Consider the following 26,831-nt stretch of genomic DNA (forward strand, 5'->3'; position numbering starts at 1 on the left):
AACGCTACGAGCACATCCATGTGCGCTTGGCTGTGGCCATCCTTGGCCACAGACATTCCCGGAAAGACACCCCACCAGGCCCTCGTCGTACTTTGGGTGCTGGCTTCCTTAACGCTCTGGAAGCCCCTGGCTTGGAACGGCGTTTACTTGTTCAGGAACAGCTCCCGCCCGATCAACATCCGTCGAATCTCGGACGTGCCGGCACCGATTTCATAGAGTTTGGCGTCTCGCAGCAGGCGCCCGGTCGGGTATTCGTTGATGTAGCCGTTGCCGCCGAGCAGTTGGATGGCGTCCAGGGCCAGTTTGGTGGCCATTTCGGCGGAGTAGAGGATGGCGCCGGCGGCGTCTTTGCGGGTGGTTTCGCCGCGGTCGGCGGACATGGCGACCATGTAGACGTAGGATTTGGCGGTGTTCATCCAGGTGTACATGTCGGCGACTTTGCCCTGTACCAGTTCGAATTCGCCGATGGCCTGGCCGAATTGTTTGCGTTCGCGGATGTAGGGTACGACTACGTCCATGGCAGCTTGCATGATGCCGAGCGGGCCGCCGGAGAGGACGAGGCGTTCGTAGTCGAGGCCGCTCATGAGAACGCGGGCGCCGTTGCCTTCGCCGCCGAGGACGTTTTCTTTGGGTACTTTGCAGTCTTCGAACACCAGTTCGCAGGTGTTGGAGCCGCGCATGCCGAGTTTGTCGAGTTTCTGGTGGCGGCTGAAGCCTGGGTAGTCGCGTTCTACGATGAAGGCGGTGACGCCTTTGGAGCCGGCTTTTACGTCGGTTTTGGCGTAGATCACGTAGGTGTTGGCGTCCGGGCCGTTGGTGATCCACATTTTGTTGCCGTTGAGGACGAAGTGGTCGCCTTCGTCACGGGCGCTGAGTTTCATGGAGATAACGTCAGAGCCGGCGTTGGGCTCAGACATGGCCAGCGCGCCGATGTGTTCGCCGCTGATGAGTTTGGGTAGGTATTTTTGCTTTTGCTCTTCGGTGCCGTTGCGGTGGATCTGGTTCACGCACAGGTTGGAGTGGGCACCGTAAGACAGACCAACGGAGGCGGAGGCGCGGCTGATTTCTTCCATGGCGATGACGTGCGCCAGGTAGCCCATGTCTGAGCCGCCGTATTGTTCGCCCACGGTGATACCCAGCAGGCCCATGTCGCCCATTTTCCGCCACAGGTCCATGGGGAACTCGTTGTTGCGGTCGATTTCTTCGGCACGGGGTGCGATTTCAGCGGCGGCGAAGCCGTTGATTTGTTCGCGCAGCATGTCGAGGGTTTCGCCGAGACCGAAGTTGAGTTCTGAGTATTGTGATTTCATCGTTGGCTACCTTGTTGTTCTTGAATTGGGTCTGTGTGCTTGGCCACGCTCAGGTGACGGTTTGTTTGGATTCTTTTTGCCCTGCGCCTTGTTGTTTCTTTTTCTTCTGCAGGTCTTCCAGTGCTTCGCGGCACCGGGTTTCGGCGGTTTCGATTTCCATTTCCGCCTGGGCAATGTCGTTTTTCTGTTGTTCGAGCTGGGCGCGCCTGTCGGCGAGGATTTCCAGCATCTTCAAAAGCTGTTTTTCGTTACCGGTGAGGGTTTCGTCCCACAGGTCGAACAGTTCCCTGGTCTCTGCCAGGGAGAAGCCCATGCGCTTGCCCCGGAGAATAAGCTTCAACCGAACCCGGTCTTTGGTGCTGAAGATCCGGGTTTGGCCCCTTCGGGTGGGCTTGAGCAGGCCCTGATCCTCGTAGAATCGGATGCTTCGGGTTGTCACGTCGAACTCCTGGGAGAGCTCGCTGATGCTGAAGGTTCTTTTTTCGTTCATCACGATTTCCTTTTTAGACCAAGGTTAGATAAAGTTTACGTAAACGTAAAGTAGTTTTCGGGTCCGATTTTCAACAAATACAATCCTGAGAATAGGAGTGCATGATGGAATTCAAGAATGTGGCAGCCATTGTAACAGGCGGGGCTTCCGGGCTGGGCGAGGGCGCGGCGCGGGCTTTGGCTGCGGCCGGGTGCAAGGTGGCCATCCTGGATCTTCAGAAAGAGCAGGGTGAAAAGGTAGCCGCAGACATTGGCGGCATTTTTGTCGAGTGCGATGTGAGCTCTGCGGAAAGTGCCGAGGCCGCCATCAACGCCGCACGGGAGGCCCATGGCCCCTGCGGTGTTGCGGTTAACTGCGCAGGTATCGCGCCGGCGGCGAAGATCCTGGGCCGGGAAGGTGTGATGCCACTGGACAGCTTCAGCAAGGTGATTCAGGTAAACCTGATTGGCACCTTCAACATCCTTCGCCTGGCCGCAGCCGACATGGCTCAGCGTGAGCCCAACGCCGATGGCGAGCGCGGTGTGATCATCAACACCGCTTCTGTGGCAGCTTACGAGGGCCAGATTGGCCAGGCCGCCTACAGTGCTTCCAAGGGCGGGGTTGTGGCACTGACTCTGCAATCCGCCCGCGAGCTGGCCCGTGAAGGTATCCGCGTGAACACCATCGCCCCCGGCCTGTTTATGACACCGATGATGGCCGGTATGCCGGAAGAAGTGCAGGACAGCCTGGCGGCGACACTGCCGTTTCCCAAGCGATTGGGTAAGCCGGAAGAGTTCGGCATGATGGTAGACCAGATGGTGCGCAACCCGATTCTGAACGGCGAAGTGATTCGCCTGGATTGCGCCCTGCGCATGGCACCCAAGTGAATTGACGCAAACCACCCGCCACAAGCGGGTTCAGGCAATTGGATTCGCCACAAGCGAACGAATAACAACAGGTGAGTAATATGACCAACCACGTCGATCAAGAAGAATTGGCCATGTTTCGGGAGTCGGTGATCAAGGCTCTGGAAGCCGAGGTGAAACCGCACTACGAGGCCTGGGAGAAAAGCGGCATCGTGCCACGGGAGCTCTGGAATACCCTGGGCAACGCCAGTTTACTGTGTGTCGACGTGCCGGAAGACTGCGGCGGCATTGGTGCGCCTTTCCAGTTTTCTGTGGTGGTGGGCGAAGAAATGGCCCGCATGGGCTTCGGGGCGTTGTCTACCAATGTGATGGTGCATTCCGACATCGTGGCGCCTTACCTCAGCCACATCGGCAACGAGGCCCAACGCCAGCAATGGTTACCAAAAATGGTTTCCGGCGAAGCCGTCGGCGCCATCGCCATGACCGAACCCGGCGCCGGCAGTGACCTGCAGGCCATGCGCACCAGTGCGGTAAATGATGGTGACGATTACATCCTCAACGGCTCCAAAACCTTCATCACCAACGGCCAGCACGCCGACATGGTGATCGTCGCCGCGAAAACCGACCCGAAAGCCGGCGCCCGGGGCATCAGTTTGTTCCTGGTGGACACCTCATTGCCGGGCTTCAGTAAAGGCCGCAACCTGGACAAAATCGGCCAGCACTCGGGTGATACCTCCGAACTGTTCTTCTCTGACATGCGCATTCCCTCATCGGCTTTGCTAGGCGAGGAAGGGCAGGGCTTCATGTACCTGATGCGGGAACTACCCCGCGAACGCCTGGTGATCGGCGCCTTGGGCGTTGCCGCCGCCCGAGGCTCTCTGGACCTGACCATTGCCTACGCCCAGGAGCGGGAACTGTTCGGCCAGAAACTCAGCCAGCTGCAAAACACCCGCTTCGAAATCGCCCGTATGGAGACGGACTACCGCATCAACAAGGCGTTTGTTGACCAGTGCATCCGCGAATACGAAGACGGCAAACTGGATGCGCCCACGGCGTCCATGGCCAAGTACAGCGCCACGGAGATGCAGTGCCGCGTGGCCGATGGTTGTTTGCAGTTATTTGGGGGCTACGGTTATACCACCGAATATCCGATTTCCCGGAACTTTATCGATGCTCGGGTGCAGAGGATTTACGGCGGTACTTCAGAGGTGATGAAGGAGATTATTGCCCGTTCGGTACTTGGGCGCTGAGGGGGCTGGCTTGGGCCCCCAGCCTTCCGGTTTGCGGGCGGGCTTGCGGGGTGGCTGTTGGATTTTTTTTGGAAAAACAACTCGCTTCGCTCAGACATCTTTTTCCGGCAAAAAATCCAACAACCACCCCGCGCCGACGGGCATTGGCGGGTAGTCGCTTGATAAAAACCGTTGTAGGTTTTGCGCTTAGAAAGGGAAAGGATAGATTCAGTGCAACACTCACACTTACCCCAGGGTACTTTCTTTGTTTTTACCCTTGGCATTCCTGTACTGCACGTCGGTAGGGGGGTATGGGGTATTTTTCTGGCAGGGAAAAAGATGTCTGAGCGAAGCGAGTTGTTTTTCCCAGAAGAAAAATACCCCATACCCCGCGTACCCGCCCGCACACCCGAAAGGCTAGGAGCCCAAACAAGACCGATTAACAAAACCAGAAAACCAATCAGATTCCGTTGAAGGAGAACAAAGCCATGAACAACGATATCGTAATAGCAGGCTCCGCCAGAACCCCGATGGGGGGCATGATGGGCTCTTTGAGCTCTGTGCGTTCACCGGAACTGGGTGCCGTTTCCATCAAGGCGGCCATTGATCGTGCCGGGCTGCAGCCGGCCGATATACAGGAAATCATCATGGGCTGCGTGCTACCCGCCGGCCTCGGCCAGGCACCTGCGCGGCAGGCATCCCGCGCTGCCGGTATTCCGGATAGCAGTGGCTGCACCACCATCAACAAAATGTGCGGCTCCGGCATGCAAGCCGTCATCATGGCCCACGACCAGATCAAAGCCGGCACCAACAACATCATGATCGCCGGAGGTATGGAGAACATGAGCCAGGCACCGTATCTGTTACCGAAAGCCCGCGTCGGCATGCGCATGGGCCACGGCCAGGTGATGGACAGCATGTTCCTGGATGGCCTGGAAGACGCCTACGAAGGCGGGCTGATGGGCGTATTTGCCCAGCGCACCGCTGATAAATACAACATCACCCGCCAGGCCATGGACGAGTTCGCCATCGGTTCCCTGCAAAAGGCCCTGGCGGCCATCGAAAACGGCTGGTTCCGGGATGAAATCGTTCCGGTTACCGTCTCTGGCCGGGGTGGTGACACGGAAGTAGACACCGACGAACAACCGGGCAACGCCAAACCCGAAAAAATCCCCCAGTTGAAACCCGCCTTCGCCAAAGACGGCTCGGTAACCGCCGCCAACTCCAGCTCCATCAGCGATGGGGCCTCCGCGCTGGTGTTGGCATCTGCCGCCGAAGCCGATGCCCATGGCCTGATTCCCCAAGCCAGAATCGTGGCCCACGCCACCCATGCCCGCTTGCCGGCAGAGTTCACGCTGGCCCCGATTGGCTCCATTGAGAAAGTGGTCAAAAAAGCCGGTTGGACGCTGGATGATGTCGACCTGTTCGAGATCAACGAAGCCTTCGCAGTGGTCACCCTGGCCGCCATCAATGAGCTGAAATTACCTGCAGAAAAGGTCAACGTGCACGGCGGCGCCTGCGCCCTGGGCCACCCCATCGGCTCCTCTGGCTCCCGTATCATCATTACCCTGATCAACGCCCTCAAACAACGTGGCCTGAAGCGTGGTGTGGCATCGCTGTGCATTGGTGGTGGTGAAGCAACTGCGGTGGCCATCGAGGTGGTCTGAGTTCCGTTCTGAGCCTTCTGGTTTTGGTGTGGGGTTTGGTTTGGGCTCCTGGCCTTCTGGTTGTGGGGGCGGGTACGCGGGGTGTGGGGTATTTTTCTTCTGGGAAAAACAACTCGCTTCGCTCAGACATCTTTTTCCCTGCCAGAAAAATACCCCACACCCCTACCGACGTGCAGCACAGGAATACCAAGGAAAAAACAACGAAAGCACCCTGAAATAAGCGCGACCATCGTACTGAATCGATCTTTTGCAATTTTAAGTGCCAAATATATTGGCTCTGTTATCAAGCGAATACCCGCCAATGCCCGTCGGCGCGGGGTGGTTGTTGGGTTTTTTGCCGGAAAAAGATGTCTGAGCGAAGCGAGTTGTTTTTCCAAAAAAAATCCAACAGCCACCCCGCAAGCCTGCCCGCACATCCGGAAGGCTGGGCGCCCAAGCCCAAGCCCAAGCCCAAGCCCAAGCCCGATGACCAGGAACCAAGAACGCGTTGACCCCAGTCATGAACCGTAACGGCTGATTTGTTAGGCTTCCGTGCAAATAAGCCATATCACGGGGAGCCAGGTACCGTTGAACAAGCGCCACGAGTTTATCGAGGAATCCCGAAAACAATGGAGTTCCGAGCCCGCATTTGTGTTCTCCATGGCCGCTGCAGCCGTCGGCCTCGGGAACCTCTGGCGGTTTCCCTACATGGTTGGGGAGAACGGTGGCGGGGCTTTCGTGGTGGCCTACTTGCTGGCGCTTGTGGTTGTCGTTCTGCCGATCATGATTCTGGAGGTCGCAGCTGGTCGGCTGTCTGAGGGCAGTACCGTTCAGACCTTCCGGCAGGTGAACCGGTTTGGGGCCATCTACGGCTGGTTTGTGGTGCTGATCACCATGGCCATCACCAGCTATTACCTGGTGATTACCGGCTGGACGCTGGGCTATGCGGTGGATGCTGCCACGGACGACCTTCGCGTGTTCAGTGAATACAGTGCCGGTTACAACTCGCTATGGTACTTCCTGATCGTAACGGTACTGGCTGCCATCATCCTGGCTCGGGATGTGAAGGCTATCGAGGTCTTCTCGAAAATGCTGATGCCCGTGCTGCTGTTGGTGATGATAGGGCTGATGCTGTTTGCCTCGACGACGCCGGGTTGGGAGCAAACCAAGTCCTTCTTTTTTGACGTGGACTGGACCCGGCTTGCAGACGGTCGTCTGTGGGCGTTTGCCTTCGGGCAAGCCTTTTATACTCTCGCCATTGGGCAGGGATATCTGGTCACCTATGGCAGTTTTATTCCCCGCAAAACCCACGTGCCCCGAGCTTGCCTGGTCGTTGCCGGTACCGAGACCAGTGTTGCCTTGCTGGCGGGATGGATGATTTTCCCGTTTGTGTTCAGTCTGGGCATGGAGCCTACCGAAGGCAGTCAGCTGGCGTTTGTGACCATGCCGCAAGTGTTCGAAGACATGCGTGGTGGTTACTGGGTTGGCGTGCTCTTCTTCGCGCTGTTCTTCATGGCCGCATTCAGTTCCAGCCTGGCGGGTCTGAAGGTGATGATTGCCGCGGTGGCGGAGGAGTTCCGGCTGAGTAACGTGGCCGCAGTGAGTATCGTAACGGTTGTCATGCTAGTGCTTGGTACCGCCTCAGCACTCAGTTTCACGCCCCTTGAATGGACCATTGCCGGTGAGCCGGTGCTGGACGTTATTGATCGTGTGGCTGGTGGGAACGTGATTATCTTCTCCGGAGTATTCGGTGCCGCATTGTTCTGCTGGTTCATCCCGCCCCAACGCATCCGCACTGTTCTTGGAACAGAAAGCCGTTGGTGGGAGTGGCGTATGTACCTGGTCGGGCGGTTTCTGCCGGTGCTGGTGTTGCTCTGGATTGTAGTCACCTACGCGCTCAGCCAGCTTGGCTTTGGTTCCTAGCATTCTGGGTTTTCGGCTGGGGGTCTGGCTTGGGCTCCTAGTCTTCTGGGTGTGCGGGCGGGTACGCGGGGTATGGGGTATTTTTCTTCTGGGAAAAACAACTCGCTGCGCTCAGACATTTTTTCCCTGCCAGAAAAATACCCCATACCCCCCTACCGACGTGCAGTACAGGAATGCCGAGGGTAAAAGCAAAGAAAGTACCCTGAAGTAAGTGTGAGTGTTGCACTGAATCTATCCTTTCCCTCTCTAATCGCAAAACCTACAAGTGTTTTTGTCAAGCTACTACCCGCCAATGCCCGTCGGCGCGGGGTGGTTGTTGGATTTTTTGCCGGAAAAAGATGTCTGAGCGAAGCGAGTTGTTTTTCCAAAAAAAATCCAACAGCCACCCCGCAAGCCCGCCCGCACAGCTAGAAGGCTAGGAGCCCAAGCCAAACCCCGCCCCCCAACCAGAAGGCCAGGAGCCCAAGCCCGAACCCAGAAACCCAAGCCAACACTCAAGAAGCCCGAAACTGCCGGGCATCAAGCTTAAGTTTGCCCAGACGGGAATTAAGGGTCGTTGGCTTGATGCCAAGAAGTGCCGCCGCGCCGTCGTCTCCGAAAATGCGCCCGCCCGTCATTTTCAGCGCCTTGATCAGGTTCTGTTTCTCCAGCTCCTTCAAGTCTACCTCGGTCAACAACTCACTATCGTAATGGCGCGATGGCGTTGAGTTTGCTGCGGTATGCGCGGGAGTCTCGGCACCGGGAAGGTCCAGATCCAGGCGGCCATCGGCGGTAATCACCTGGCGTTCGATGACGTTTTCCAGTTCCCGAACGTTGCCCGGCCAATTGTAGGCCTTGAGGGTACTCACATCTCGTTCTGTCAGAACCAGCGGTGGCCGGTTGAACTTCTGGCAGGCCCGGTTCAGGAATTCCTGGGCCAGCATGGGAATATCTTCAAGCCGCCTGCGCAGGGGGATGGATTCGATAGGGAAGACGTTGAGGCGAAAATACAGGTCTTCCCGGAAGGTCTTCTCCTGCACCTCCGATTTTAGATCCCGGTTGGTGGCGGCAATCACTCTTACATCGACGGCGCGAGTCTTGTTCTCACCCACGCGTTCGAACTGCTGATCCTGAAGCACCCGCAACAGCTTGCCCTGCAATTCCAAAGGGATTTCACCCACTTCATCCAGAAACAGGGTGCCGCCGTCGGCCAGTTCGAATCGGCCGATTCTGTCGTTCACGGCGCCGGTGAAGGCGCCTTTGATGTGGCCGAAGAACTCGCTCTCAAACAGGTCTTTTGGAATTGCGGCGCAGTTTACCCGGATCAGCGGGCGGTCGCGTCGGGTGCTGGCCTGGTGAATGGCGCGGGCAATCAACTCTTTGCCGGTGCCGGATTCGCCAGTGATCAGAACGTTGGCGTCTGTCGGGGCTACCATGCCGATGCGCCGCACGATGGCCTTGATGGCGTCGCTCTGGCCGAGGATTTCGTGGAAGTGGAACTCCGCACTGAGTTCTTCCTGCAGGTAGGCGTTTTCCATTTCCAGCCGGCGTTTCAGGCTTTCGACTTCTTCCAGTGCTGACTGCAGTTCCTTCTGGGCTTGCAACCTTGCGGAGATGTCCCGGAAAACCACCACCGCACCCACCGGGTGGCCGTTGTCCATGATCGGGGTGCTGGTGTATTCCACCGGAAACCCGGTGCCGTCTTTGCGCCAGAACCAGTCGTCGCCAACGCGCTTGATGCTGCCATCCCGGAAAGCGCCGTAAATGGGGCATTCTTTCAGTGGGAACAGGCTGCCGTCTTCGTGGGAGTGATGCACAACCCGGTGTATTACCCGCCCCATAAGTTCATCCATTCGCCAGCCCAGCATGCGCTCGGCGGCAGGGTTGGCGAAGGTGGTGCGGCCTTCGGCGTCTACCCCGTAAATGCCTTCGCCCACGGCGTGGAGAATCAGCTGGTTCTCCCGCTCCATATCCTTGAACAGTTCTTCCACTCGCCGCCACTCCAGCAAACCGCCCCGGTGGTAGTGATTGGCTTCGTGGCGTTCGCGCAGGGTTCTCAGTTGTCGCCGGTCACGCAGCAGCAGTAACAGGGTTTGCGCTTCGGCTTCTCCCACGCAGGAAGAAGAAATTTCCAGTTCAACCGTGTGGCCGTCCCGGTGTTTCAGGTGGAAGTCACGGCTCCAGCTGTGGCTGCGAAAGAGGGTTTCTTCGGTGAAATTGATCAGCTGGGGCCGCTGGTCAGCAAACAGCTGGGTACATGCCATGCTGGCAATGGATTGTCTGTCGGTGCCCGCCATTCGCGCCATGGCGCTGTTGGCAGCGAGGATCAGGTCCTGGCCCGCATCCACCAGAAGGGCAGCCTCTGGTAGGTGGTTGATCCATTGGTGTGTTTCGATGCGTTCGGGCTGGTTCATGCCGGGCTTCCGCTTGAGTGACGGTAAAACCCAAACAAAGCCTATGCCAACTACGAAAAATCGAAGCGCTCGCTACGAGAAATCGTGGTTTACGAAATATCGTAGTTCGCCGGGTTAGCATTCGTTTGTATTAAACCCCATAAAAACAATGAGGTAGAGGTTTTCATAAAGTTGGCACGAACCCCGCAATAGTCATCTCAGAACGTGCTGTTTGCCAAGGCCAAATTCTGGCCGGGCAGAACCAGAGTCTTAGTTGCACCGCAAGAGTGCAAAAAAACTATCTGAGAGTAGGGAGAGTGCACCATGACAACCAAAAGCCTTGGAAACCCGTTTGACGGCGACCAGTCACTTATCCACGCGAAAACCTGTGGTTGCCCGGAATGTAAGCCTGGTGACAGCCTGCCGTCTGTATCGCTGAACCTTCGACAGACAGGGGGCGAGCAAGCCACAGGCTCTGCGGCCGGGATGGATTCCGAAGCCATGATGGACCGTGCCATCGAAAGCGCTGTGGTGCGCTCCGTGTTCGGCCATAACGATCACAGCCGCCGCAGCTTTATGAAGATGATGGGGGCAGGGACCGCAGCCGCTTTGCTGGGCTCCGTGTTCCCCATGGACAAAGCCAAGGCGGCGGTGAAGGAGTCGCTCGGCAAGCTGGAGAAAACCAAGCTGAACGTTGGCTTTGTGCCGATCACCTGTGCCACGCCCATCATTATGGCCGCTCCGATGGGGTTTTATGAGCGCTATGGCCTGGATGTTACCGTCACCAAAACGGCCGGTTGGGCCGTGGCTCGGGACAAGTCTCTGGCGGGTGAATACGACGCCTCACACATGCTCACTCCCATGCCCCTGGCCATGACCATGGGCGCCGGTTCCACGCCGGAGCCGTTCATCATGCCGGCGGTGGAGAACATCAATGGCCAGGCCATCGTGCTGCACGTGGATCACATGGACAAGCGTGACCCAAAGCAATGGAAGGGCTTCAAGTTTGGTGTGCCGTTTGAATACTCCATGCACAACTTCCTGTTGCGCTATTACCTGGCTGAAAACGGCATTGATCCGGATAAAGACGTTCAGATCCGGGTGGTTCCGCCACCTGAGATGGTCGCCAACCTGCGCGCCGGCAACCTGGATGGCTACTTGTCACCAGACCCGTTCAACCAGCGTGCCGTCTGGGAAAAAGTCGGCTTCATTCACATGCTCACCAAAGATATCTGGGAAGGGCACCCATGCTGCGCCTTCGCCTGCAGCCAGAAGTTTGCCAGCCAGAATCCGAATACCTACGGCGCTCTGCTGCGCGCCATCATCGACGCCACCCAGTACTCCAATGAGCCTGAAAATCGCAAAGAGATCGCCGAGGCCATTGCCCCGCGGAACTACCTGAACCAGCCGGTACCGGTGATCCAGCAAGTGCTGACAGGCCGCTACGCCGATGGCCTGGGCGAGGTGCAGAACGTGCCCGACCGCATCGATTTCGACCCGTTCCCGTGGCATTCCATGGGCGTGTGGATTCTGACCCAGATGAAACGCTGGGGATACATTGAGGGCGATGTGGATTACAAGGGCATCGCTGAGCAGGTCTACCTGGCGGGTGAAACCGGCAAGCTAATGCGCGAGATGGGGTACAGCGCACCCACCGAAACCTACAAAACCCACACCATCATGGGCAAAACCTTTGATCCGGAAACTCCGGAAGAGTATGCCCGTAGCTTCGCCATCGGGAGGATTTGATCATGGCCTCGTTGAATGTGAGGGCAGCACTGCTGTCGGTGTCTTTCCTGATCCTGGCACTTGGCATGTGGGAAATGGCCACCCAGCCGCCCGCGGCGACGGAGGCTACGTCAGAGTATGAATTGCTGATGGGCGTCTCGGGGTCAGAATCTCGTGTGCCGCCGCCATCAGCAGTCATCAAAGTGGCCTGGGCGGAGCTGTCTAACCCGTTTTACGACGCCGGCGCCAACGATAAAGGCATCGGCATTCAGTTGGCCTACTCGGTTTACCGGGTGCTGACGGGGTATCTGGCGGCCATGGCGATTGCCCTGCCATTGGGCTTTCTGATTGGCATGTCGCCGCTGATGTACAAAGCGCTCAACCCTTACATTCAGGTGCTTCGGCCCATCTCGCCCCTGGCCTGGATGCCGCTGGCCCTGTTCATCATCCAGGATTCGGATGCGTCGGCCATCTTCGTGATCTTCATCTGCTCCATCTGGCCCATGCTGCTGAACACCGCCTTCGGCGTGGCCAACGTGCGGTCGGACTGGGTCAACGTGGCCCGCACCCACGAGCTCAATCCGTTCAAGACCGCGATTACGGTGATTCTGCCGGCGGCAGCACCAACCATCCTCACCGGCATGCGCATCTCCATCGGTATCGCCTGGCTGGTGATTGTGGCGGCGGAAATGCTCGTGGGCGGAACCGGCATTGGCTACTACGTGTGGAACGAGTGGAACAACCTGGACCTCGCCAGTGTGATCTTCTCCATCCTGATGATCGGCGTGGTGGGCATGCTGCTGGACCTGGCCCTGGGCAAGGCTCAGAAGCTGGTTGAATACAAAGAATGATCGGGCAGGGCGCCGGTTGTCTGGCGCCCGCCAGAACCCTCCGACTGGAGAATTGATATGAGTAAGTCATTCCTGGAAGTAGATGGATTGTCGAAGGTATACCCAGACGGCCAGGGCGGTGAGTTGACGGTCTTCGAAGATATCCGATTCGCCCTTCAGAAAGGTGAGTTTGTGTGCATCATCGGCCATTCCGGCTGCGGCAAATCCACCATCCTGAACGTGTTGGCCGGCCTGGACGAGGCCAGTACCGGCAACGTGGTGATGAACGGAAAAGAAGTGAAAGGCCCGGGCCTGGAGCGCGGCGTGGTGTTTCAGAACTACAGCCTGTTGCCCTGGAAAACCGCCCTGAACAACATCATCTTTGCTGTGAAGGCTCGCTGGCCCAGCTGGTCCAAAGAGAAGGTGCGAGAACACAGCGAGCGATACCTGAAAATGGTCGGTCTGGACCACGCCATGGACCGCAAGCCCTCCCAGCTGTCTGGCGGTATGCGCCAGCGGGTGAGCATCGCCCGCGCCTTCGCCACCCAGCCAGAGCTGCTGTTGCTGGATGAACCCTTCGGCGCTTTGGATGCCCTCACCCGTGGGGTGATTCAGGACGAGCTGGTAAAAATCTGGGAAGAAACCCGCCAGACCGTGTTCATGATCACCCACGATGTGGACGAGGCCATTCTGCTGTCTGACCGCATCTTCCTGATGTCCAACGGCCCCAATGCCCGCATTGCCGAAAGCGTGAAGGTAAACCTGCCACACCCGCGCTCCCGGGCCACCATTTTCCAGAACCCTGCCCATCAAAAGATCCGGCATTACCTGGTGGATTTTCTGGTGAATCGAAGTGGTTCAGCGCTGCCGGAGCAGGATGGCAGCCCGAGAGTAGTAGACCCCAGCACCGATGAGCTGACGCCCGACCCGGTGCCGGCCGAATCCGAGACAAAGACCGAAACCACCGCGCGAGCGGTGAATGCTTGATGTTGATTGTCCACAAGAGGAAATGACCATGATGAACAAAGAACTGATGACTGCAAAAATCCTGGAAGCCAAAGTTGCCAAGGGCATGACCTGGGAAGCGATTGCTGAATCCATTGGCATGTCCCCGGTGTTCACCACCTCAGCCTGCCTGGGCATGAACAGCTTTACCGAAGACAAGGCGTTCGCCCTGTGCGAAACCCTGGGCCTGGACAAGCCGGTGGCAGAAGCATTGCAGGCGTGCCCGAAGAAAGCTTGGGAAGGCGGGGTGCCCCAGGACCCGCTGATCTACCGTTTGTATGAGATTGTGGGTGTGTATGGCGACACCATGAAGGAGCTGATCCATGAGAAGTTTGGTGATGGCATTATGAGTGCGATTGATTTCACCATGGATATCGAGAAAGAAGAGAACCCCAAGGGTGACCGGGTGGTGGTTAAACTTAACGGGAAGTTCCTGCCTTACAAAGCTTGGTAGTTTTGAGTTTGCCCGCTCCTAGCCTTCTGGTTATGGGGCGGGTACGGGGGGTATGGGGTATTTTTCTTCTGGGAAAAACAACTCGCTTCGCTCAGACATCTTTTTCCCTGCCAGAAAAATACCCCATACCCCCCTACCGACGTGCAGCACAGGAATACCAAAGGCAAAAAGAAACTAAAGCAAATTCAGGTTTGAAGAGAGCGTTGCACTAATTCGATCAATTCCCCTTTCGGCACAAAAAATACCGGCCTTGTTATCAAGCGAATACCCGCCAATGCCCGTCGGCGCGGGGTGGTTGTTGGATTTTTTGCCGGAAAAAGATGTCTGAGCGAAGCAAGTTGTTTTTCCAAAAAAAATTCAACAGCCACCCCGCAAGCCCGCCCGCAAACCGGAAGGCTGGGAGCCCAAGCCAAACGGTACCCGCCCCTCAACCAGCAGGCTAGGAGCCCAAGCCCGACCCCCAGTCCGGACTAGGGCAGGTCAGTAACGGCCCCCGTAGATGCAGAACTGACCACCCGGGCATACTTGGCGAGAACACCTCGAGTGAACCTTGGCTCGGGCGGCGTCCAGGCCTGGCGGCGTTTCTCCATTTCCTCTTCAGAGATCTCCAGGATGATAGAGTTGTTGACTGCATCAATGGTGATGGTGTCGCCATCTTCTACCAGGGCAATCGGCCCACCAACGGCCGCCTCCGGGGTGATGTGACCAACCACGAAGCCGTGGCTGCCGCCGGAGAACCGGCCGTCGGTGATCAGGGCAACATCGCTGCCCAGGCCCTTGCCCATGATGGCGGAAGTTGGGCTTAGCATTTCCCGCATGCCGGGGCCGCCTTTGGGGCCTTCGTAGCGGATGACCAGCACATCGCCGGCCACCACGGTGCCGTCAAGGATGCGCTCCTGCGCTTCTTCTTCTGAATGGAATACCCGTGCCCTGCCGGAGAAGTGGGTGCCTTCCTTGCCGGTGATTTTGGCCACGGAGCCTTCCGGTGCCAGGTTGCCAAACAGAATGCGCAGGTGGCTGTCTGCTTTGATAGGGTTTTCAAAGGCCCGTATGATCTGCTGGTCCTCCGGGTAGGGGGTTACCGTCGCGAGGTTTTCAGCCAGGGTTTTGCCGGTCACCGTCATGCAGTCGCCGTGCAGCAGGCCCCTCTCCAGCAGCATCTTCATCAACGGCTGGATACCGCCGATGGCCACCAGCTCCGACATCATGTAATGGCCAGACGGGCGCAGGTCCGCCAACACCGGAACCTGTTTGCCAATGCGCACGAAGTCATCCAGCGACAACTCCACACCTACGGTACTGGCCATACCCAGCAGGTGCAGCACCGCGTTGGTGGAACCGCCCAGGGCAATGACCACGGTAATCGCGTTCTCGAAAGCCTCACGAGTCATGATGTCGGAAGGCTTGATGTCTGCTTCCAGGAGCTTCAGTACCGCTGCACCAGCGGCTTCGCAGTCAGCCAGTTTGGTGTCAGACACCGCATTCTGCGCCGAACTGCCCGGCAGGCTCATGCCCATGGCCTCAATGGCCGAGGCCATGGTATTGGCCGTGTACATACCCCCACAGGAACCCGGCCCCGGAATGGCGGTTTCCTCGATCTGCTTCACCTCAATCAGGTCCATATTGCCGCGGGCATGGGCACCCACCGCTTCGAAAACCGAAATGATATCGGTGTGATTCTCACCGGGCATAATGGTACCGCCGTAAACAAACACCGACGGCCGGTTAAGCCGCGCCAACCCCATCATGCAACCCGGCATGTTCTTATCACACCCACCAATCGCCACCAGCCCGTCAAAACCCTCACAACCGGCCACGGTTTCAATGGAATCCGCAATCACCTCCCGCGACACCAGCGAATACTTCATCCCCTCCGTGCCGTTGGCAATGCCGTCTGAAATCGTGATGGTGTTAAAAATCAGACTCTTGCCGCCCGCTGCATCTGCCCCCTTGGCCGCTTCCCGGGCCAGACCGTCAATGTGCATATTGCAGGGCGTCAGATTACTCCAGGTAGAGGCAATACCCACCTGCGGCTTCCGAAAGTCCTCATCCTGAAACCCCACCGCACGCAACATCGCGCGACTGGCAGACTTGTTAATACCATCCACCACCGGTGCGGAATAACGACGTCGTTTATCCGTGGTCATAAAAGTGCCTCCCATCAAAAGTAAAAAGTCTTCCAACCAGCAAAACCCACAAATCCCCACACCCCACGTACCCGCCCGTAAACCCGAAGGCTAGGAACCCAAGCTAGAAGCCCGAGCCAGCCCCTTAAGCCAAAACTGAGCGAACCGATGCCCCCTGTTCCTGAAGGCCCACATCCACAACTGTATGCAGCTTCTCCAACTGAGAGCGTAACATGGCAATAGGCCGACTGCCGGAAAGGGTCAGGGCGATATCCAGGTAGTCATCGGCAGACTCCATGGTCATACGCGAAATCTGGAACCCCCGAACCCGAACCACCTGGCAAAGCCGCTCCAGCGCCGCCGCCTCCTGATTCATCCGACAGTTCAACGTATAACTCGGTAACGCTGTTTGTGCTTGCGCGCTCATGCTACGTGCTCCTTGCTGGTGGTAGTGCGACGGTTTTCGTCAATCATGTCTCGGTTACTGGCGCCGGGTTTCACAATCGGCCAGACATTCTCCTCCCGGCTGATGGCCACGTGCAGCAACATCGGGCCGTCGTAAGCCAGGATCGTCTCAATGCCCCGGCGAATCTGATCGGTGCGCTCAATGTGCAGGGCCGGGATATCAAACGCCCGCGCCATAGCCACAAAATCCGGGTTGTCGTCCAGATTGATGTGGCTTTCCCGGTTGTTGTAGAACAACTCCTGCTGCTGGCGCACCATGCCCAGACACTGGTTATCCAGAATGATCAGCTTCAGCGGCAGGTTATAGCGGCGAATGGTGGCCAGCTCCTGGGCGTTCATCATGAACGAGCCATCACCGGTGACATTGATGACCGTGCCGCGACGATTCGCAAACTGGGCGCCAATGGCCGCCGGCAGGCCGAAGCCCATGGTGCCCAGGCCGCCACTGGTCAGATGGTGGCGTGGGCGGTCGAATTCGTAATGTTGGGCAACCCACATCTGGTGCTGGCCAACGTCACAGGCGATGACCGTATCATCCGGCGTAATCCGTGAAAGCTGGCGGATAAACGCGGGGCCGGTGATCGGCGCCAGGGCTTCCTCGTTGTCCGCAGCCTGGAAGCCACCGGTGGTGTGCCAGGTTCGGCATTGCTTCTGCCAGTGGGCAATGGCCAGAGGCTTCTCCTTCAAAGCCTCAGTGAACGCAGGCAATATCCGGTTCAGGTCACCCCGCAGGGCCAGGTCTGCCGGTCGCAGCTTGTTGATCTCGGCGGCGTCGGCGTCGATGTGAATCATCCGGGCGTTGGGCGCGAAGCCGTCCAGTTTGCCGGTGGCACGGTCGTCCAGGCGGGCGCCGATAACCAGCAGCAGGTCGCATTCATCAACCGCTTTATTGGCCGCCCGGGAGCCGTGCATGCCCAACATGCCGAGGCTGTGAGGATTGTTCTTGCCCGGGTTGCCAATCCCCTTGAGGGTCACAACACCCGGCAAGGCAGAAGTGTTGGCAAATTCACGGAAGCTGTCTTCAGCACGGCCCAGAGATACGCCGCCGCCACTGTAGAGCAGGGGGCGTTTGGCTGAGTAAAGCATGGCCAGGGCGTCGGAAATCTCCGGGCAAAGCGGATCTGGCTGAGCGCAGGTTGCAGCAGCCGGCGCCTCGATCTCCGTTAACTGAATGTCTTTGGGAATATCAATCCATACCGGTCCTGGCCGGCCGCTCTGGGCCAGGTTAATGGCTTCTTCCATGATGGCGGGCAGGGCCTCTGCGTCGTCTACCAGGTAACTGTGTTTCACGATGCCCAGGGTCATACCCAGAATGTCCGTTTCCTGGAAGGCATCGGTGCCAATCAATCCGGATGGAACCTGCCCGGTGATCACCAGCATGGGGATGGAATCCATATAGGCATTGGCAACGCCGGTGATCAGGTTGGTGGCGCCGGGGCCAGAGGTGGCGATGCAAACGCCGATCTCGCCACTGGCCCGAGCATATCCATCGGCAGCCAGGGCGCACGCCTGTTCGTGGCGGCACAGCACGTGCTCCACACCCACATCGTCCACCAGGGCATCGTATAGCGGCATGATGCAGCCACCCGGATAGCCGAATACGGTATGGATGTTGTGGCGGTGGAACGCTTCAAGAATGTGCTGTGCGCCGTTCATGCTCGTTTTTCCCTTTTTTCTTTGCCGCAAAAAAGAAACCCCCGGGACCTTTCGGTGCCGGGGGTTTCTGGTGTCTTTGTCAGGTTGTCGCTATCTCACCCGCTTGTCCACGCAAAAGCCCCCGGACGGTACCACGACCACCAGGACTAGCTTCACGATGACAACCATTGCGTTGAGATTCATAAAATCGACAGTCTGCTCTGAATTGATCCAAACAATGTGTGTAGAATCTAACCCACGTTTAAATCCGGTTGCAACCGTTTATTGCCGGAAATGTGGCCTCGCCCGCCGAGCGTGGGTTGTCAGGGCCACCAATAAGAACGATTCCGTGGCGAGTGTTACATGACGAAAGCAAAATTGGGCTCTCTCGGGCTGTCACTTCTGATACTTGTGCTGCTGGTTGTCTGGATGGCGACTGGCGATGTAAAGGTAGCCAGTAAAGAGGCACCGGATGAGCCACAGGTGCAGGATGCAGAAAGGATTCGGGTTGAAATTGAGACCCTTGAAGCAACCCGTTACCAACCAACTCTGAAACTGCAGGGCCAGCTTGAGCCCTGGCGTTCGGTGATGGTGGGTGCGCGGGTAGCCGGCACGGTTGAGCGAATGCAGGTAGAGCTGGGGCAAAGCGTTCGTGCCGGGCAGGAGTTGTTGCAGCTGTCTGTTGATGGCCGGGACGCCGTTGTAGAGCGCTGGCGCGCCAACATTCAAAAGCTGGAGGCTGACCTTGCCGCCGCGCGCCGGTTGAGGGCCAACAACCTGGCGGCGGAGACCGACATTCTCAGGCTGCAGAGTGACCTGGCGGCGGCCCGGGCGGAGCTGGCGGCTGCGGAACTTGCGGTCAGGCACCTTCGGCCCGAGGCCCCGTTTGACGGCGTGGTTAACCGTAAAGATGTGGAGCAGGGCGATCTGGTGCAGGTGGGTACGCCGATGCTGGAGCTGGTGCAGATTGACCGGCTGAAAGCCACCGGCAGGATTCCACAGCAAACCGTGAAAGATGTTCAGCCGGGGCAGGCCGTGGAGGTTAATCTTCTGGATGGTACCCGACTGGCCGGCGTGGTCAGTTTTGTTGCCAGCGCGGCAAGCCCCGAAACCCGCAGTTTTGCCGTTGAAATTGTGGTGGAGAATCCGGAACAGAAACGCGCAGCTGGCGGCACGGCCAACCTGAATATCCAGTTGCCCGAGCAGGATGCGATTTTTATCTCACCAGCGTATCTGAGCCTGGACGATGACGGCCGGCCCGGCGTGAAGTATGTGAATGACAGCAACGCTGTGGTCTTCCAGAACGTTCAGCTGTTGAGCGTTTCCACCAACGGTGCCTGGGTGTCTGGCCTGCCGGAGCAGATTCGCCTGATTACCCGTGGTGGCGGTTTTGTGGCCGAGGGTGAACAGGTCGAGCCCGTTGATCGCTCGGATCGGCGGGGTTAACGGCCATGCGAGCGCTGATTTCGGCGGCCATGGACCGCAGCCGCACCACCTTGTTGCTGTTCCTGTTTCTGTTACTGGGCGGCATGGCGGCCTATCAGGCGATTCCCAAGGAATCCAACCCTGACGTCACCATACCCATGATATATGTATCCATGACCCTGGAGGGCATCAGCCCCGAAGACGCCGAACGGCTATTGGTGCGGCCGATGGAACAGGAACTGCGATCTCTGGAGGGCATCAAGGAGATGCGGGGCAATGCTGCGGAAGGCCACGCTTCGGTGATGCTGGAGTTCGATGCAGGCTTCAATCCCGACAAAGCGCTGCAGGATGTCCGAGAAAAGGTGGACACAGCCCGCACCAAGTTGCCCCAGGAAGCCGACGAGCCCCGGGTAAATGAGATCAACGTCTCCCTGTTTCCCGTGCTGTCGATCGGTTTGTCTGGCCCACTCTCCGAGCGTGAGCTCATCACCATTGCCCGTCGCCTGCAGGATGCCATCGAAGCGATTCCGGAAGTTCTGGAAGTCGACATTGGCGGTGACCGCGAGGATCTTCTGGAAATCGTGGTGGATGCCCAGGTGTTGGAGAGCTACGGCATTGACTTCGACCAGTTGGCCTCTCTGGTCACGCGCAATAATCAGCTGGTTGCCGCTGGCTCCCTGGACACCGGCAATGGCCGGATGGCCCTGAAAGTGCCGGGGGTAATCGAGACCATCGAGGATGTGATGTCGATGCCGGTGAAGGTAGACGGCGATTCGGTGGTCACCTTTGGCGATGTGGCCATGCTGCAGCGCACCTTCAAAGACCCTACCGGTTTTGCTCGAATTAACGGCGAGCCGGCACTGGTGCTGGAAGTGTCCAAACGCTCAGGCGCCAACATCATTGAAACCATCGAGAAAATCCGCGCGCTGATCGACGACGCCAGGCCACGGCTGCCAGACACTCTGGACATTCGTTACATCATGGATCAGTCCGATGAAGTTCGGGATATTCTGTCTGACCTCCTGAACAACGTGATGACCGCCATCGTGCTGGTCATCATTGTAGTCATTGCCACCATGGGGCCCCGCTCCGCGTTCCTGGTGGGTCTGACCATTCCGGGCGCATTCCTGACCGGTATCCTGGTGATTTGGAGTATGGGGCTGACCCTCAATATCGTGGTGCTGTTCAGCCTGATTCTGGTAGCGGGCATGCTGGTGGATGGTGCCATTGTGGTGTCTGAGCTGGCGGACCGGAACCTCAGCGATGGTCAGCCGGTGAAAACTGCCTGGGTAGAAGCCGCCTCGCGAATGGCCTGGCCGGTTATAGCCTCAACCGCCACCACGCTTGCGGTTTTCGTACCCCTGTTGTTCTGGCCTGGAGTTGTGGGCGAGTTCATGAAGTTCCTGCCGATGACGGTGCTGATTTGTCTGATCGCCTCGCTGGCCATGGCTCTGGTGTTCCTGCCAGTGATGGGCGGTGTCAGTGGCGGCCGGCGTGTGCATCAGGACGCCACGGAAGGGCGGTTCATGATCATTTACCGCAATACCCTTGGCACCTTACTGCGCCGCCCGGGGTTGACCCTGTTGGGTGCGTTGGGAGTGATTATCCTGATCTACGCGGCGTATGGCCGTTTCAACCACGGCGTGGAATTTTTCCCCAGCGTGGAACCGGATTCTGCCCAGGTGCAGGTTCGCGCCCGGGGCGATCTGTCTGTGTGGGAGAGAGACGCCATTGTGCGCCAGGTGGAGCAGCGCTTGCAGAATATGCCGGAAGTAAAAGCCCTGTATGCGCGTTCCATGCTGTCAACCAGCAGCCAGCTGGCGCCGGATGTCATCGGGGTGTTGCAGTTCCAGTTCAACGACTGGTTTACACGCCGTACCGCCACCGACATTCTGGAGGATTTTCGAGAACGAACCAGGGATATCCCTGGTATCGAGCTGGAGTTTCGCAAGCAGGAAGGTGGCCCGGCAGAGGGCAAGCCCATAGAGCTTCAGGTCAGCAGTATGAACAGTGACGAGCTGAATGAGTATGTGGATGAGATTCAGCGGCAGATGCGAGCATTGGGTGGCTTCGCCGATATCGAGGATGACCGCAGCCTGCCGGGTATCGAGTGGCGCCTGCAGGTAGACCGGGAAGCGGCGGCCCGCTTCGGTACCGACGTGTTGAGCATAGGCAGTGCCGTGCGCCTGGTCACCAATGGCCTGGTGCTGGCTACCTACCGGCCGGAAGATGTCCGGGATGAAGTCGATATTGCCGTGCGGGTTCCAAACAACTGGCGGGAGCTGGACCACCTGCAACGCCAGACCATCTACACCCCGCGCGGCCAGGTGCCACTGTCGGAATTTGTCAGCCTCGAACCGGGGGATAAAACCGGCTCCATTGTCCGGGTAGACGGCCAGCGCACCATTACCATCAAATCCGACGTTGCCCCGGGCCGACGCATGGATGAGGTCTTGCGCAGCCTGCAGGCCGAAATGCCAGAGCCGCCCGAGGGGGTAAGCGTTCGCTTCGCCGGCGAAAACGAAGACCAGCAGCAGGCAGCCACCTTCCTGACCACAGCTTTTCTGGTGGCGGTGGGCCTGATGCTGCTGATACTGGTTACCCAGTTTAACTCTCTCTACCAGACTTTCCTGATCCTGTCGGCGATTGTGCTGTCGACCGCCGGCGTGCTGCTGGGCCTGCTGGTCAACGGCCAGTCCTTCGGGGTGGTGATGGTGGGTATGGGAATCATCGCCCTGGCAGGCATTGTGGTGAACAACAACATCATCCTGATTGATACCTTCAACCAGATGAAGAAAGAGGGCAAGGCCGCCTACGAGGCCGCTCTGGAAACCGGTTGCCTGCGTTTACGGCCGGTGCTGTTGACAGCCATCACCACCATTCTGGGCCTGATGCCCATGGTGCTGGGCGTCAACGTCAACCTGCTGGAGCCGTCGCTCGGGCTGGGCGCCCCTTCAACGCAGTGGTGGACACAGCTGTCCAGCGCCATTGCCGGTGGCCTTGCCTTTGCCACCCTGCTGACATTGCTCCTGACGCCGGCGTTGCTGGTATTGGGTGAGAAAGCCGGCCAGCGGGTTAGGGCGTTGTTCGGTCGGGAGTCCTGATGCCATTCGCCGACAACCCTCTTGTCGAACTTTATCGCGATCAGTGGCTGCTGGCGGTCCACAAACCGGCGGGGCTTCTGGTTCATAGAAGCCCCATCGACAAACACGAAACCGAGTTTGCCCTGCAATACGCCCGTGCGCTGAATGGCGGCGAGCATGTGTACCCGGTGCATCGCCTGGACCGGCCCACCTCGGGTGTTTTGCTGTTTGCCAGAGATCCGGAGACTGCTCGCCTGGTTGGGCAGGCCATGATGGCGGGCGAGGTGGAGAAAGCGTATCTGGCGATGGTGAGGGGGTGGGCGCCCGAGTCTGGCGTGATTGACCACCCGCTGAAAGATGAGCCGGAAGACCGGCGTTTACGTGGAACTGAACAGCCTGTGCGGGAAGCGCTCACTCACTTCCGAAGGCTGGCGACCACTGAGATTCCGGTGGCCATTGAACGCTATCCCTCCAGCCGGTACAGCCTGGTGGAGCTATACCCGAAAACCGGCCGAAAGCATCAGCTACGCCGCCATATGAAACACATCAACCACCCCATCATCGGTGATGCTAACCATGGCCGGGGGCGCCATAACCGGTATTTTGCTGAACGGTTTGGCGAGGGCCGGTTGATGCTGGCGGCTACCAGGCTGTCTTTGTTGCACCCGGTCTCCGGCGAAGAGCTGACACTGGTATCCGAGCCGGAAGAGAGCTTTCTCCGGGTGCTTGAAGTGTTTTCCTAGGCCCCGTTTAACAATTGGCTAAAAGTGTTTGATTAATAACCATTGTGTATCTTTTTTTGTCATTTTGCGTCGATTGGTATTAGCGGCAGGCGCCGCGCCCAAGCTTGGAGCATACTCGTTGATAAGCACATAACTACACTAAATGCTTATACCCGAGGCCCACTGTGCCAAGACTCTCGTTACTGCTCATTCTTGCTCTCGGTCTTCTGCTGCCATCGTCAGTGTTGGCAGAGCCGGCAACCTGGGACAAGCACTCGAAGCGACTGGAACTGGCGCCCCATGTCGATTACTGGTTGGAAAACGGGCGAACCTCGTTCTCGGAGGTAACTCAGTTACCAGATGAATCCTGGACCGCCGGTGGCGACGAAAGTGCGAACTTCGGCTATAGCGATGACGTGTACTGGTTCCGTTTCCGAGTGACCAACGTCACCGGAGTGGAAGCCGTCAATTTCATGGAAATTGGTTACCCGGTCTTGGACCATATCGAAGTCTACCTCCCTGACGCTCAAGAACCTCTGCTGCTGGGCGACAAGCGGCCGTTCTACGACCGGCCCATCCACCACCGTCATTTTGTTGTGCCTTTGCTGTTGCCAGCCAATGAAACAGTTACGGTATACCTCCGGGTGGACACCACCAGCTCCATGCAGGTGCCGCTGACACTCTGGGAGCGGGATGCGTTTTATGCGGCAGACCAGGGCCGCAGTATGCTGGAAGGTATCTACTACGGCATTGTTCTGGTGATGATCCTGTACAACCTGTTTGTGTTCATGGCCGTGGGCGAGCGCAGTTTTCTCTACTACGTTGGCTACATCACCACCATGCCCCTGTTTCTGGCCAGTCTTCACGGGGTTGGCTTCCAGTACCTTTGGCCGGAGGGCACCTGGTGGAACGATCAGTCCATCATTGTGTTCCTGAATCTGGTGATTGTCTTTGGTGGGGCCTTCAGTATCCGCTTTATCAGCGTTACCCGCGAGAACCACCCGTGGCTGAACCGTTGGACCATGGCGATGATCATGGCCGCGGGCCTGATGGCCGGGGCAGGTCTGTTTATTCCCTACAAGCACATGATTCTGCCCACCATTCTGATCGCTGCGGTGGGCTGTTCGACCATGCTGGTGCTGAGCGTGATGCGTTGGATCAAGAAAGATCCGGCGGCTCGCTATTACACCGTTGCCTGGGTGTTCATGCTGTCTGGGGGAATTGTACTGGCCCTGAACAAGTTCACCTTCCTGCCGCGCAACCTGCTGACAGAGAATGCCACTCAGGTGGGCTCGGCACTTGGTGTCATCCTTCTCTCACTGGCCCTGGCAGACCGCTTGAACCGGGAGAAGAAGCGTTCATTTGCCGCGCAGCAGAGGCTCCTGCGTGAAGAACGCAAGGCTCGCCTGGCTCAGGAGAAGTCGCTGCGGGTGCAGCAGGAGGCCAACGCCATGCTGGAAGAGCGGGTGCAGGAACGTACCCGGGATCTGGAAACCCTGAACGAGCAGTTACTGGAGTTGAATGCTACCGACCCATTGACCGGCCTGAAAAACCGGGGGCATTTCGACAAGGCTTTCCAGTCGTCCGTGGTACATGCTTACCGGTTTGAGGAAGTGGTGTCACTGCTGGTGCTGGATATCGACCATTTCAAGAAATTCAACGATACCTACGGCCATCTGGTGGGTGATGATTGTCTGAAAATGGTGGCCCAGTGCATCAAGCGCCACGTGACGCGCCCCCAGGATCTCGCTGCCCGCTATGGCGGGGAAGAGTTTGTGGTACTGCTGCCGGATACTCCCGGAGAGGGCGCCGAGCGCGTAGCAGAGCGGATTCGGAAGGAAATCGAGAAGACCGCCTTCCGGGTGTCCGGTGAAATACTGCACCTGACCGTCAGTATTGGTGTGTGCAGTGTGTCACCTTCCCGTGCCGATGCCACCAAGGACATCTTTTCCTGCGCCGACGAGGCACTCTACGAGGCCAAGGGGCAGGGCAGAAACCGGGTAGTGGCTAACCGGCATCAGGGTCAGGCCATCAGTGCCACATCACCCGCGTAGCGATTATCGCCCAGGCGTGAGATGAGGGGCAGTGGATGGTCGGCTTCAAGCGCGTAAGCCAGTTCCAGCAGGGTGCGCTCATCACCGTGTCGAGCCATGAACTGAACGGAAACGGGCAGGCCCGCGTCTGTGAGTGCCATGGGTACGGAGATGGCCGGTGCCCCGGTGGTGTTGGCTAGCGGAGTGAAACAGACGTACCGGGTCAGCCTGTCAAACAGCTGGTCAAACGGCACTGTCGGGCTCAGGTGCCCCAGTGGCGGTGTCGTCTGGCCGAGTACCGGGGTCAGCACGGCATCGTATTGGGACATATGCCGCGCATAGTCCTGCTGCGAGCGCTTGAGTCGCCAGAGCGCCGCAGGCAATTTCCAGAGTTTCTTCCGGAACATTTTCTCCAGCCCGTTGGTCAGTCCGTCAACTTGCCGCTTATCGAACTGAGGGTGCATCAACTTGCGCCCCTGCAGTTTCACGCCGAAGGCCAGCAATCCCCAGTACAGTGCAAAGTCGTCCGGAAAAGACGCTGGAATGGGAGCATCCATCGGCTCGATGATATGCCCGAGTTTCTCGAGATAGCGCGCGGTGGCCTCCACGGTTTTGCGGGTTTTCGGGTCTGTTTTGTGGCCGGTCACCGAGTCCAGAACCACTCCGATCCTCAGCTGCTTTCCTGACGGACCCCGCACATGGCCCACTCGGGGAAGGGCCGGGTTGCGTAAATACTCGTCCGCGGCTGCAATGAAGCCTGCGGAATCCCGTACAGAGCGGGTGACCACTCCATCACTGACAATATTGATGGGCAGGGTTTTGGCGGCCTCGTTATCCACCACACGGCCCCGGGTGGGTTTCAGCCCAATCAGCCCACAGCAGGCCGCCGGGATTCGGATAGACCCGCCACCATCGTTGGCATGGGCCACAGGCACAACGCCGGCGGCCACCAGGGCCGCAGCGCCACCCGAGGAGGCGCCAGAGGAATATTGCAGATTCCAGGGGTTACGGGTGGCGGCGCCATGGGCTGGCTCGGTGGTGGCATTAAAGCCGAATTCCGGCAGCGTGCTCTTGCCCAGACACAGGTAGCCCTGTGCCAGCATCTGCTCAGCGAACGGGCTGGTTTTGCTGGCGGTATTGCTGGGCACGGCCGCCGAGCCATGGCGGGTTGGCAGGCCCTGAACGTCGGTGTTGTCTTTGATAAACATGGGCACACCGGCAAACGGGGCCTCAGGCTTTGCGAGGCTCCGGGCAAGTGAAAGGCTTCGGTCGTAATCCGTGGCAACCAGTCCGTTGATCACCGGCTGTGCCATTTCAGCCCGTTCAATGGCGGCTTTCGTGACGTCCAGCGCTGACACTTCACCAGCACGAATGCGCGCCGCCAGTCCGGTTGCGTCATCTTCGCCCATGGCATCATCACGAAAGCAATGGAATGGACCTTGGTGTTCGGACTGCATGGTGTACTCCAGACTGATCAGATCGTCTAACGATAACTCACCTGAAAACGTGA

20 protein-coding genes are annotated in these 26,831 nt (G+C 58.2%); 12 read left to right on the forward strand and 8 right to left on the reverse strand.

Annotation, left to right across the window (positions count from 1 at the left end):
- Positions 1-143 precede the first annotated feature (143 nt).
- Positions 144-1,310, reverse strand: coding sequence for an isovaleryl-CoA dehydrogenase (locus tag RVM24_RS02295; RefSeq protein ID WP_286920587.1), 1,167 nt, complete (start codon positions 1,308-1,310; stop codon positions 144-146).
- Positions 1,311-1,359: 49 nt separating this feature from the next.
- On the reverse strand, positions 1,360-1,800 hold the full coding sequence (locus RVM24_RS02300; RefSeq protein ID WP_213466031.1) for a MerR family transcriptional regulator: 441 nt from the start codon (positions 1,798-1,800) through the stop codon (positions 1,360-1,362).
- Between the two features lie 104 nt (positions 1,801-1,904).
- On the opposite strand from RVM24_RS02300, the gene RVM24_RS02305 reads away from it, so the two are divergent.
- The 3 genes from RVM24_RS02305 (at position 1,905) to RVM24_RS02315 (ending at position 5,541) form a co-directional block, all read left to right on the forward strand.
- Complete coding sequence (locus RVM24_RS02305; RefSeq protein ID WP_286254448.1) at positions 1,905-2,666, forward strand: SDR family NAD(P)-dependent oxidoreductase; 762 nt, start codon at positions 1,905-1,907, stop codon at positions 2,664-2,666.
- 80 nt (positions 2,667-2,746) lie between these two features.
- The gene (locus tag RVM24_RS02310; RefSeq protein WP_286920588.1) at positions 2,747-3,895 is read left to right on the forward strand and encodes an acyl-CoA dehydrogenase family protein; all 1,149 of its coding nucleotides are present in this window, start codon (positions 2,747-2,749) and stop codon (positions 3,893-3,895) included.
- A gap of 467 nt (positions 3,896-4,362) precedes the next feature.
- On the forward strand, positions 4,363-5,541 hold the full coding sequence (locus RVM24_RS02315; protein ID WP_058093069.1) for an acetyl-CoA C-acyltransferase: 1,179 nt from the start codon (positions 4,363-4,365) through the stop codon (positions 5,539-5,541).
- A 122-nt stretch (positions 5,542-5,663) separates the two neighbouring features.
- Here the strand turns inward: RVM24_RS02315 and RVM24_RS02320 are convergent, their stop codons facing one another.
- Complete coding sequence (locus RVM24_RS02320) at positions 5,664-5,918, reverse strand: hypothetical protein (RefSeq protein WP_431474890.1); 255 nt, start codon at positions 5,916-5,918, stop codon at positions 5,664-5,666.
- Positions 5,919-6,108: 190 nt separating this feature from the next.
- Between RVM24_RS02320 and RVM24_RS02325 the strand changes: the two genes are divergently transcribed.
- Positions 6,109-7,443 (forward strand): sodium-dependent transporter, encoded by a 1,335-nt coding sequence (locus tag RVM24_RS02325; RefSeq protein WP_058093070.1) that lies wholly within the window; start codon positions 6,109-6,111, stop codon positions 7,441-7,443.
- Between the two features lie 494 nt (positions 7,444-7,937).
- Here the strand turns inward: RVM24_RS02325 and RVM24_RS02330 are convergent, their stop codons facing one another.
- Positions 7,938-9,836, reverse strand: a complete 1,899-nt coding sequence (locus tag RVM24_RS02330) for a sigma 54-interacting transcriptional regulator (protein WP_058093071.1) — start codon at positions 9,834-9,836, stop codon at positions 7,938-7,940.
- 303 nt (positions 9,837-10,139) lie between these two features.
- Here RVM24_RS02330 and RVM24_RS02335 point away from each other — a divergent pair, with 303 nt between their 5' ends.
- Genes RVM24_RS02335 through cynS form a run of 4 tightly spaced genes read left to right on the forward strand, consistent with a single transcriptional unit; the run spans position 10,140 to position 13,832 of the window.
- Positions 10,140-11,564, forward strand: a complete 1,425-nt coding sequence (locus RVM24_RS02335) for an ABC transporter substrate-binding protein (RefSeq protein ID WP_058093072.1) — start codon at positions 10,140-10,142, stop codon at positions 11,562-11,564.
- Positions 11,565-11,566: 2 nt separating this feature from the next.
- The gene (gene ntrB / locus RVM24_RS02340; RefSeq protein WP_058093073.1) at positions 11,567-12,394 is read left to right on the forward strand and encodes a nitrate ABC transporter permease; all 828 of its coding nucleotides are present in this window, start codon (positions 11,567-11,569) and stop codon (positions 12,392-12,394) included.
- A 57-nt stretch (positions 12,395-12,451) separates the two neighbouring features.
- Positions 12,452-13,360, forward strand: a complete 909-nt coding sequence (locus tag RVM24_RS02345) for an ABC transporter ATP-binding protein (RefSeq protein ID WP_431474891.1) — start codon at positions 12,452-12,454, stop codon at positions 13,358-13,360.
- Between the two features lie 28 nt (positions 13,361-13,388).
- A complete protein-coding gene (gene cynS, locus RVM24_RS02350) occupies positions 13,389-13,832 on the forward strand; it encodes a cyanase (protein WP_431474892.1) in 444 nt (147 codons plus the stop codon).
- Positions 13,833-14,302: 470 nt separating this feature from the next.
- On the opposite strand, the gene ilvD is transcribed toward cynS, so the two are convergent.
- The 3 genes from ilvD to ilvG all read right to left on the reverse strand — a co-directional run bounded on the left by ilvD (position 14,303) and on the right by ilvG (position 18,079).
- Positions 14,303-15,979 carry a dihydroxy-acid dehydratase gene (gene ilvD / locus RVM24_RS02355; RefSeq protein WP_431474893.1) on the reverse strand — a complete coding sequence of 559 codons (1,677 nt, stop codon included), beginning with the start codon at positions 15,977-15,979 and terminating at the stop codon, positions 14,303-14,305.
- A gap of 124 nt (positions 15,980-16,103) precedes the next feature.
- The gene (locus tag RVM24_RS02360; RefSeq protein WP_431474894.1) at positions 16,104-16,385 is read right to left on the reverse strand and encodes an ACT domain-containing protein; all 282 of its coding nucleotides are present in this window, start codon (positions 16,383-16,385) and stop codon (positions 16,104-16,106) included.
- Positions 16,382-18,079: an acetolactate synthase 2 catalytic subunit gene (ilvG, locus tag RVM24_RS02365; RefSeq protein ID WP_431474895.1), complete on the reverse strand. Its 1,698-nt coding sequence runs from the start codon at positions 18,077-18,079 to the stop codon at positions 16,382-16,384. Before ilvG ends, RVM24_RS02360 begins: the two co-directional genes overlap by 4 nt.
- A gap of 342 nt (positions 18,080-18,421) precedes the next feature.
- Here ilvG and RVM24_RS02370 point away from each other — a divergent pair, with 342 nt between their 5' ends.
- The 4 genes from RVM24_RS02370 (at position 18,422) to RVM24_RS02385 (ending at position 25,342) form a co-directional block, all read left to right on the forward strand.
- A complete protein-coding gene (locus RVM24_RS02370; protein WP_431474896.1) occupies positions 18,422-19,504 on the forward strand; it encodes an efflux RND transporter periplasmic adaptor subunit in 1,083 nt (360 codons plus the stop codon).
- 5 nt (positions 19,505-19,509) lie between these two features.
- Complete coding sequence (locus tag RVM24_RS02375) at positions 19,510-22,587, forward strand: efflux RND transporter permease subunit (protein WP_431474897.1); 3,078 nt, start codon at positions 19,510-19,512, stop codon at positions 22,585-22,587.
- Positions 22,587-23,309: a pseudouridine synthase gene (locus tag RVM24_RS02380; RefSeq protein ID WP_286920868.1), complete on the forward strand. Its 723-nt coding sequence runs from the start codon at positions 22,587-22,589 to the stop codon at positions 23,307-23,309. The genes RVM24_RS02375 and RVM24_RS02380 overlap by 1 nt, the downstream gene beginning before the upstream one ends.
- Positions 23,310-23,473: 164 nt before the next feature.
- Positions 23,474-25,342, forward strand: coding sequence for a sensor domain-containing diguanylate cyclase (locus tag RVM24_RS02385; protein ID WP_431474898.1), 1,869 nt, complete (start codon positions 23,474-23,476; stop codon positions 25,340-25,342).
- Here the strand turns inward: RVM24_RS02385 and RVM24_RS02390 are convergent.
- Entirely contained in the window at positions 25,312-26,778 is a 1,467-nt protein-coding gene (locus RVM24_RS02390; RefSeq protein ID WP_431474899.1) for an amidase, read from the reverse strand. The genes RVM24_RS02385 and RVM24_RS02390 overlap by 31 nt on opposite strands.
- Positions 26,779-26,831: the final 53 nt, after the last annotated feature.

It is taken from the genome of Marinobacter sp. KM021 (genome assembly GCF_050707965.1).
Taxonomy (GTDB): Bacteria; Pseudomonadota; Gammaproteobacteria; order Pseudomonadales; family Oleiphilaceae; genus Marinobacter; species Marinobacter shengliensis.

Excerpts from the sequence above, each read along its gene's own strand:
- RVM24_RS02295 (WP_286920587.1), bottom strand. The coding sequence starts at position 1,310 with ATGAAATCACAATACTCAGAACTCAACTTCGGTCTCGGCGAAACCCTC.
- RVM24_RS02300 (WP_213466031.1), bottom strand. The coding sequence starts at position 1,800 with ATGAACGAAAAAAGAACCTTCAGCATCAGCGAGCTCTCCCAGGAGTTC.
- RVM24_RS02305 (WP_286254448.1), top strand. The coding sequence starts at position 1,905 with ATGGAATTCAAGAATGTGGCAGCCATTGTAACAGGCGGGGCTTCCGGG.
- RVM24_RS02310 (WP_286920588.1), top strand. The coding sequence starts at position 2,747 with ATGACCAACCACGTCGATCAAGAAGAATTGGCCATGTTTCGGGAGTCG.
- RVM24_RS02315 (WP_058093069.1), top strand. The coding sequence starts at position 4,363 with ATGAACAACGATATCGTAATAGCAGGCTCCGCCAGAACCCCGATGGGG.
- RVM24_RS02330 (WP_058093071.1), bottom strand. The coding sequence starts at position 9,836 with ATGAACCAGCCCGAACGCATCGAAACACACCAATGGATCAACCACCTA.
- RVM24_RS02335 (WP_058093072.1), top strand. The coding sequence starts at position 10,140 with ATGACAACCAAAAGCCTTGGAAACCCGTTTGACGGCGACCAGTCACTT.
- ntrB (WP_058093073.1), top strand. The coding sequence starts at position 11,567 with ATGGCCTCGTTGAATGTGAGGGCAGCACTGCTGTCGGTGTCTTTCCTG.
- RVM24_RS02345 (WP_431474891.1), top strand. The coding sequence starts at position 12,452 with ATGAGTAAGTCATTCCTGGAAGTAGATGGATTGTCGAAGGTATACCCA.
- cynS (WP_431474892.1), top strand. The coding sequence starts at position 13,389 with ATGATGAACAAAGAACTGATGACTGCAAAAATCCTGGAAGCCAAAGTT.
- ilvD (WP_431474893.1), bottom strand. The coding sequence starts at position 15,979 with ATGACCACGGATAAACGACGTCGTTATTCCGCACCGGTGGTGGATGGT.
- RVM24_RS02360 (WP_431474894.1), bottom strand. The coding sequence starts at position 16,385 with ATGAGCGCGCAAGCACAAACAGCGTTACCGAGTTATACGTTGAACTGT.
- ilvG (WP_431474895.1), bottom strand. The coding sequence starts at position 18,079 with ATGAACGGCGCACAGCACATTCTTGAAGCGTTCCACCGCCACAACATC.
- RVM24_RS02370 (WP_431474896.1), top strand. The coding sequence starts at position 18,422 with ATGACGAAAGCAAAATTGGGCTCTCTCGGGCTGTCACTTCTGATACTT.
- RVM24_RS02375 (WP_431474897.1), top strand. The coding sequence starts at position 19,510 with ATGCGAGCGCTGATTTCGGCGGCCATGGACCGCAGCCGCACCACCTTG.
- RVM24_RS02380 (WP_286920868.1), top strand. The coding sequence starts at position 22,587 with ATGCCATTCGCCGACAACCCTCTTGTCGAACTTTATCGCGATCAGTGG.
- RVM24_RS02390 (WP_431474899.1), bottom strand. The coding sequence starts at position 26,778 with ATGCAGTCCGAACACCAAGGTCCATTCCATTGCTTTCGTGATGATGCC.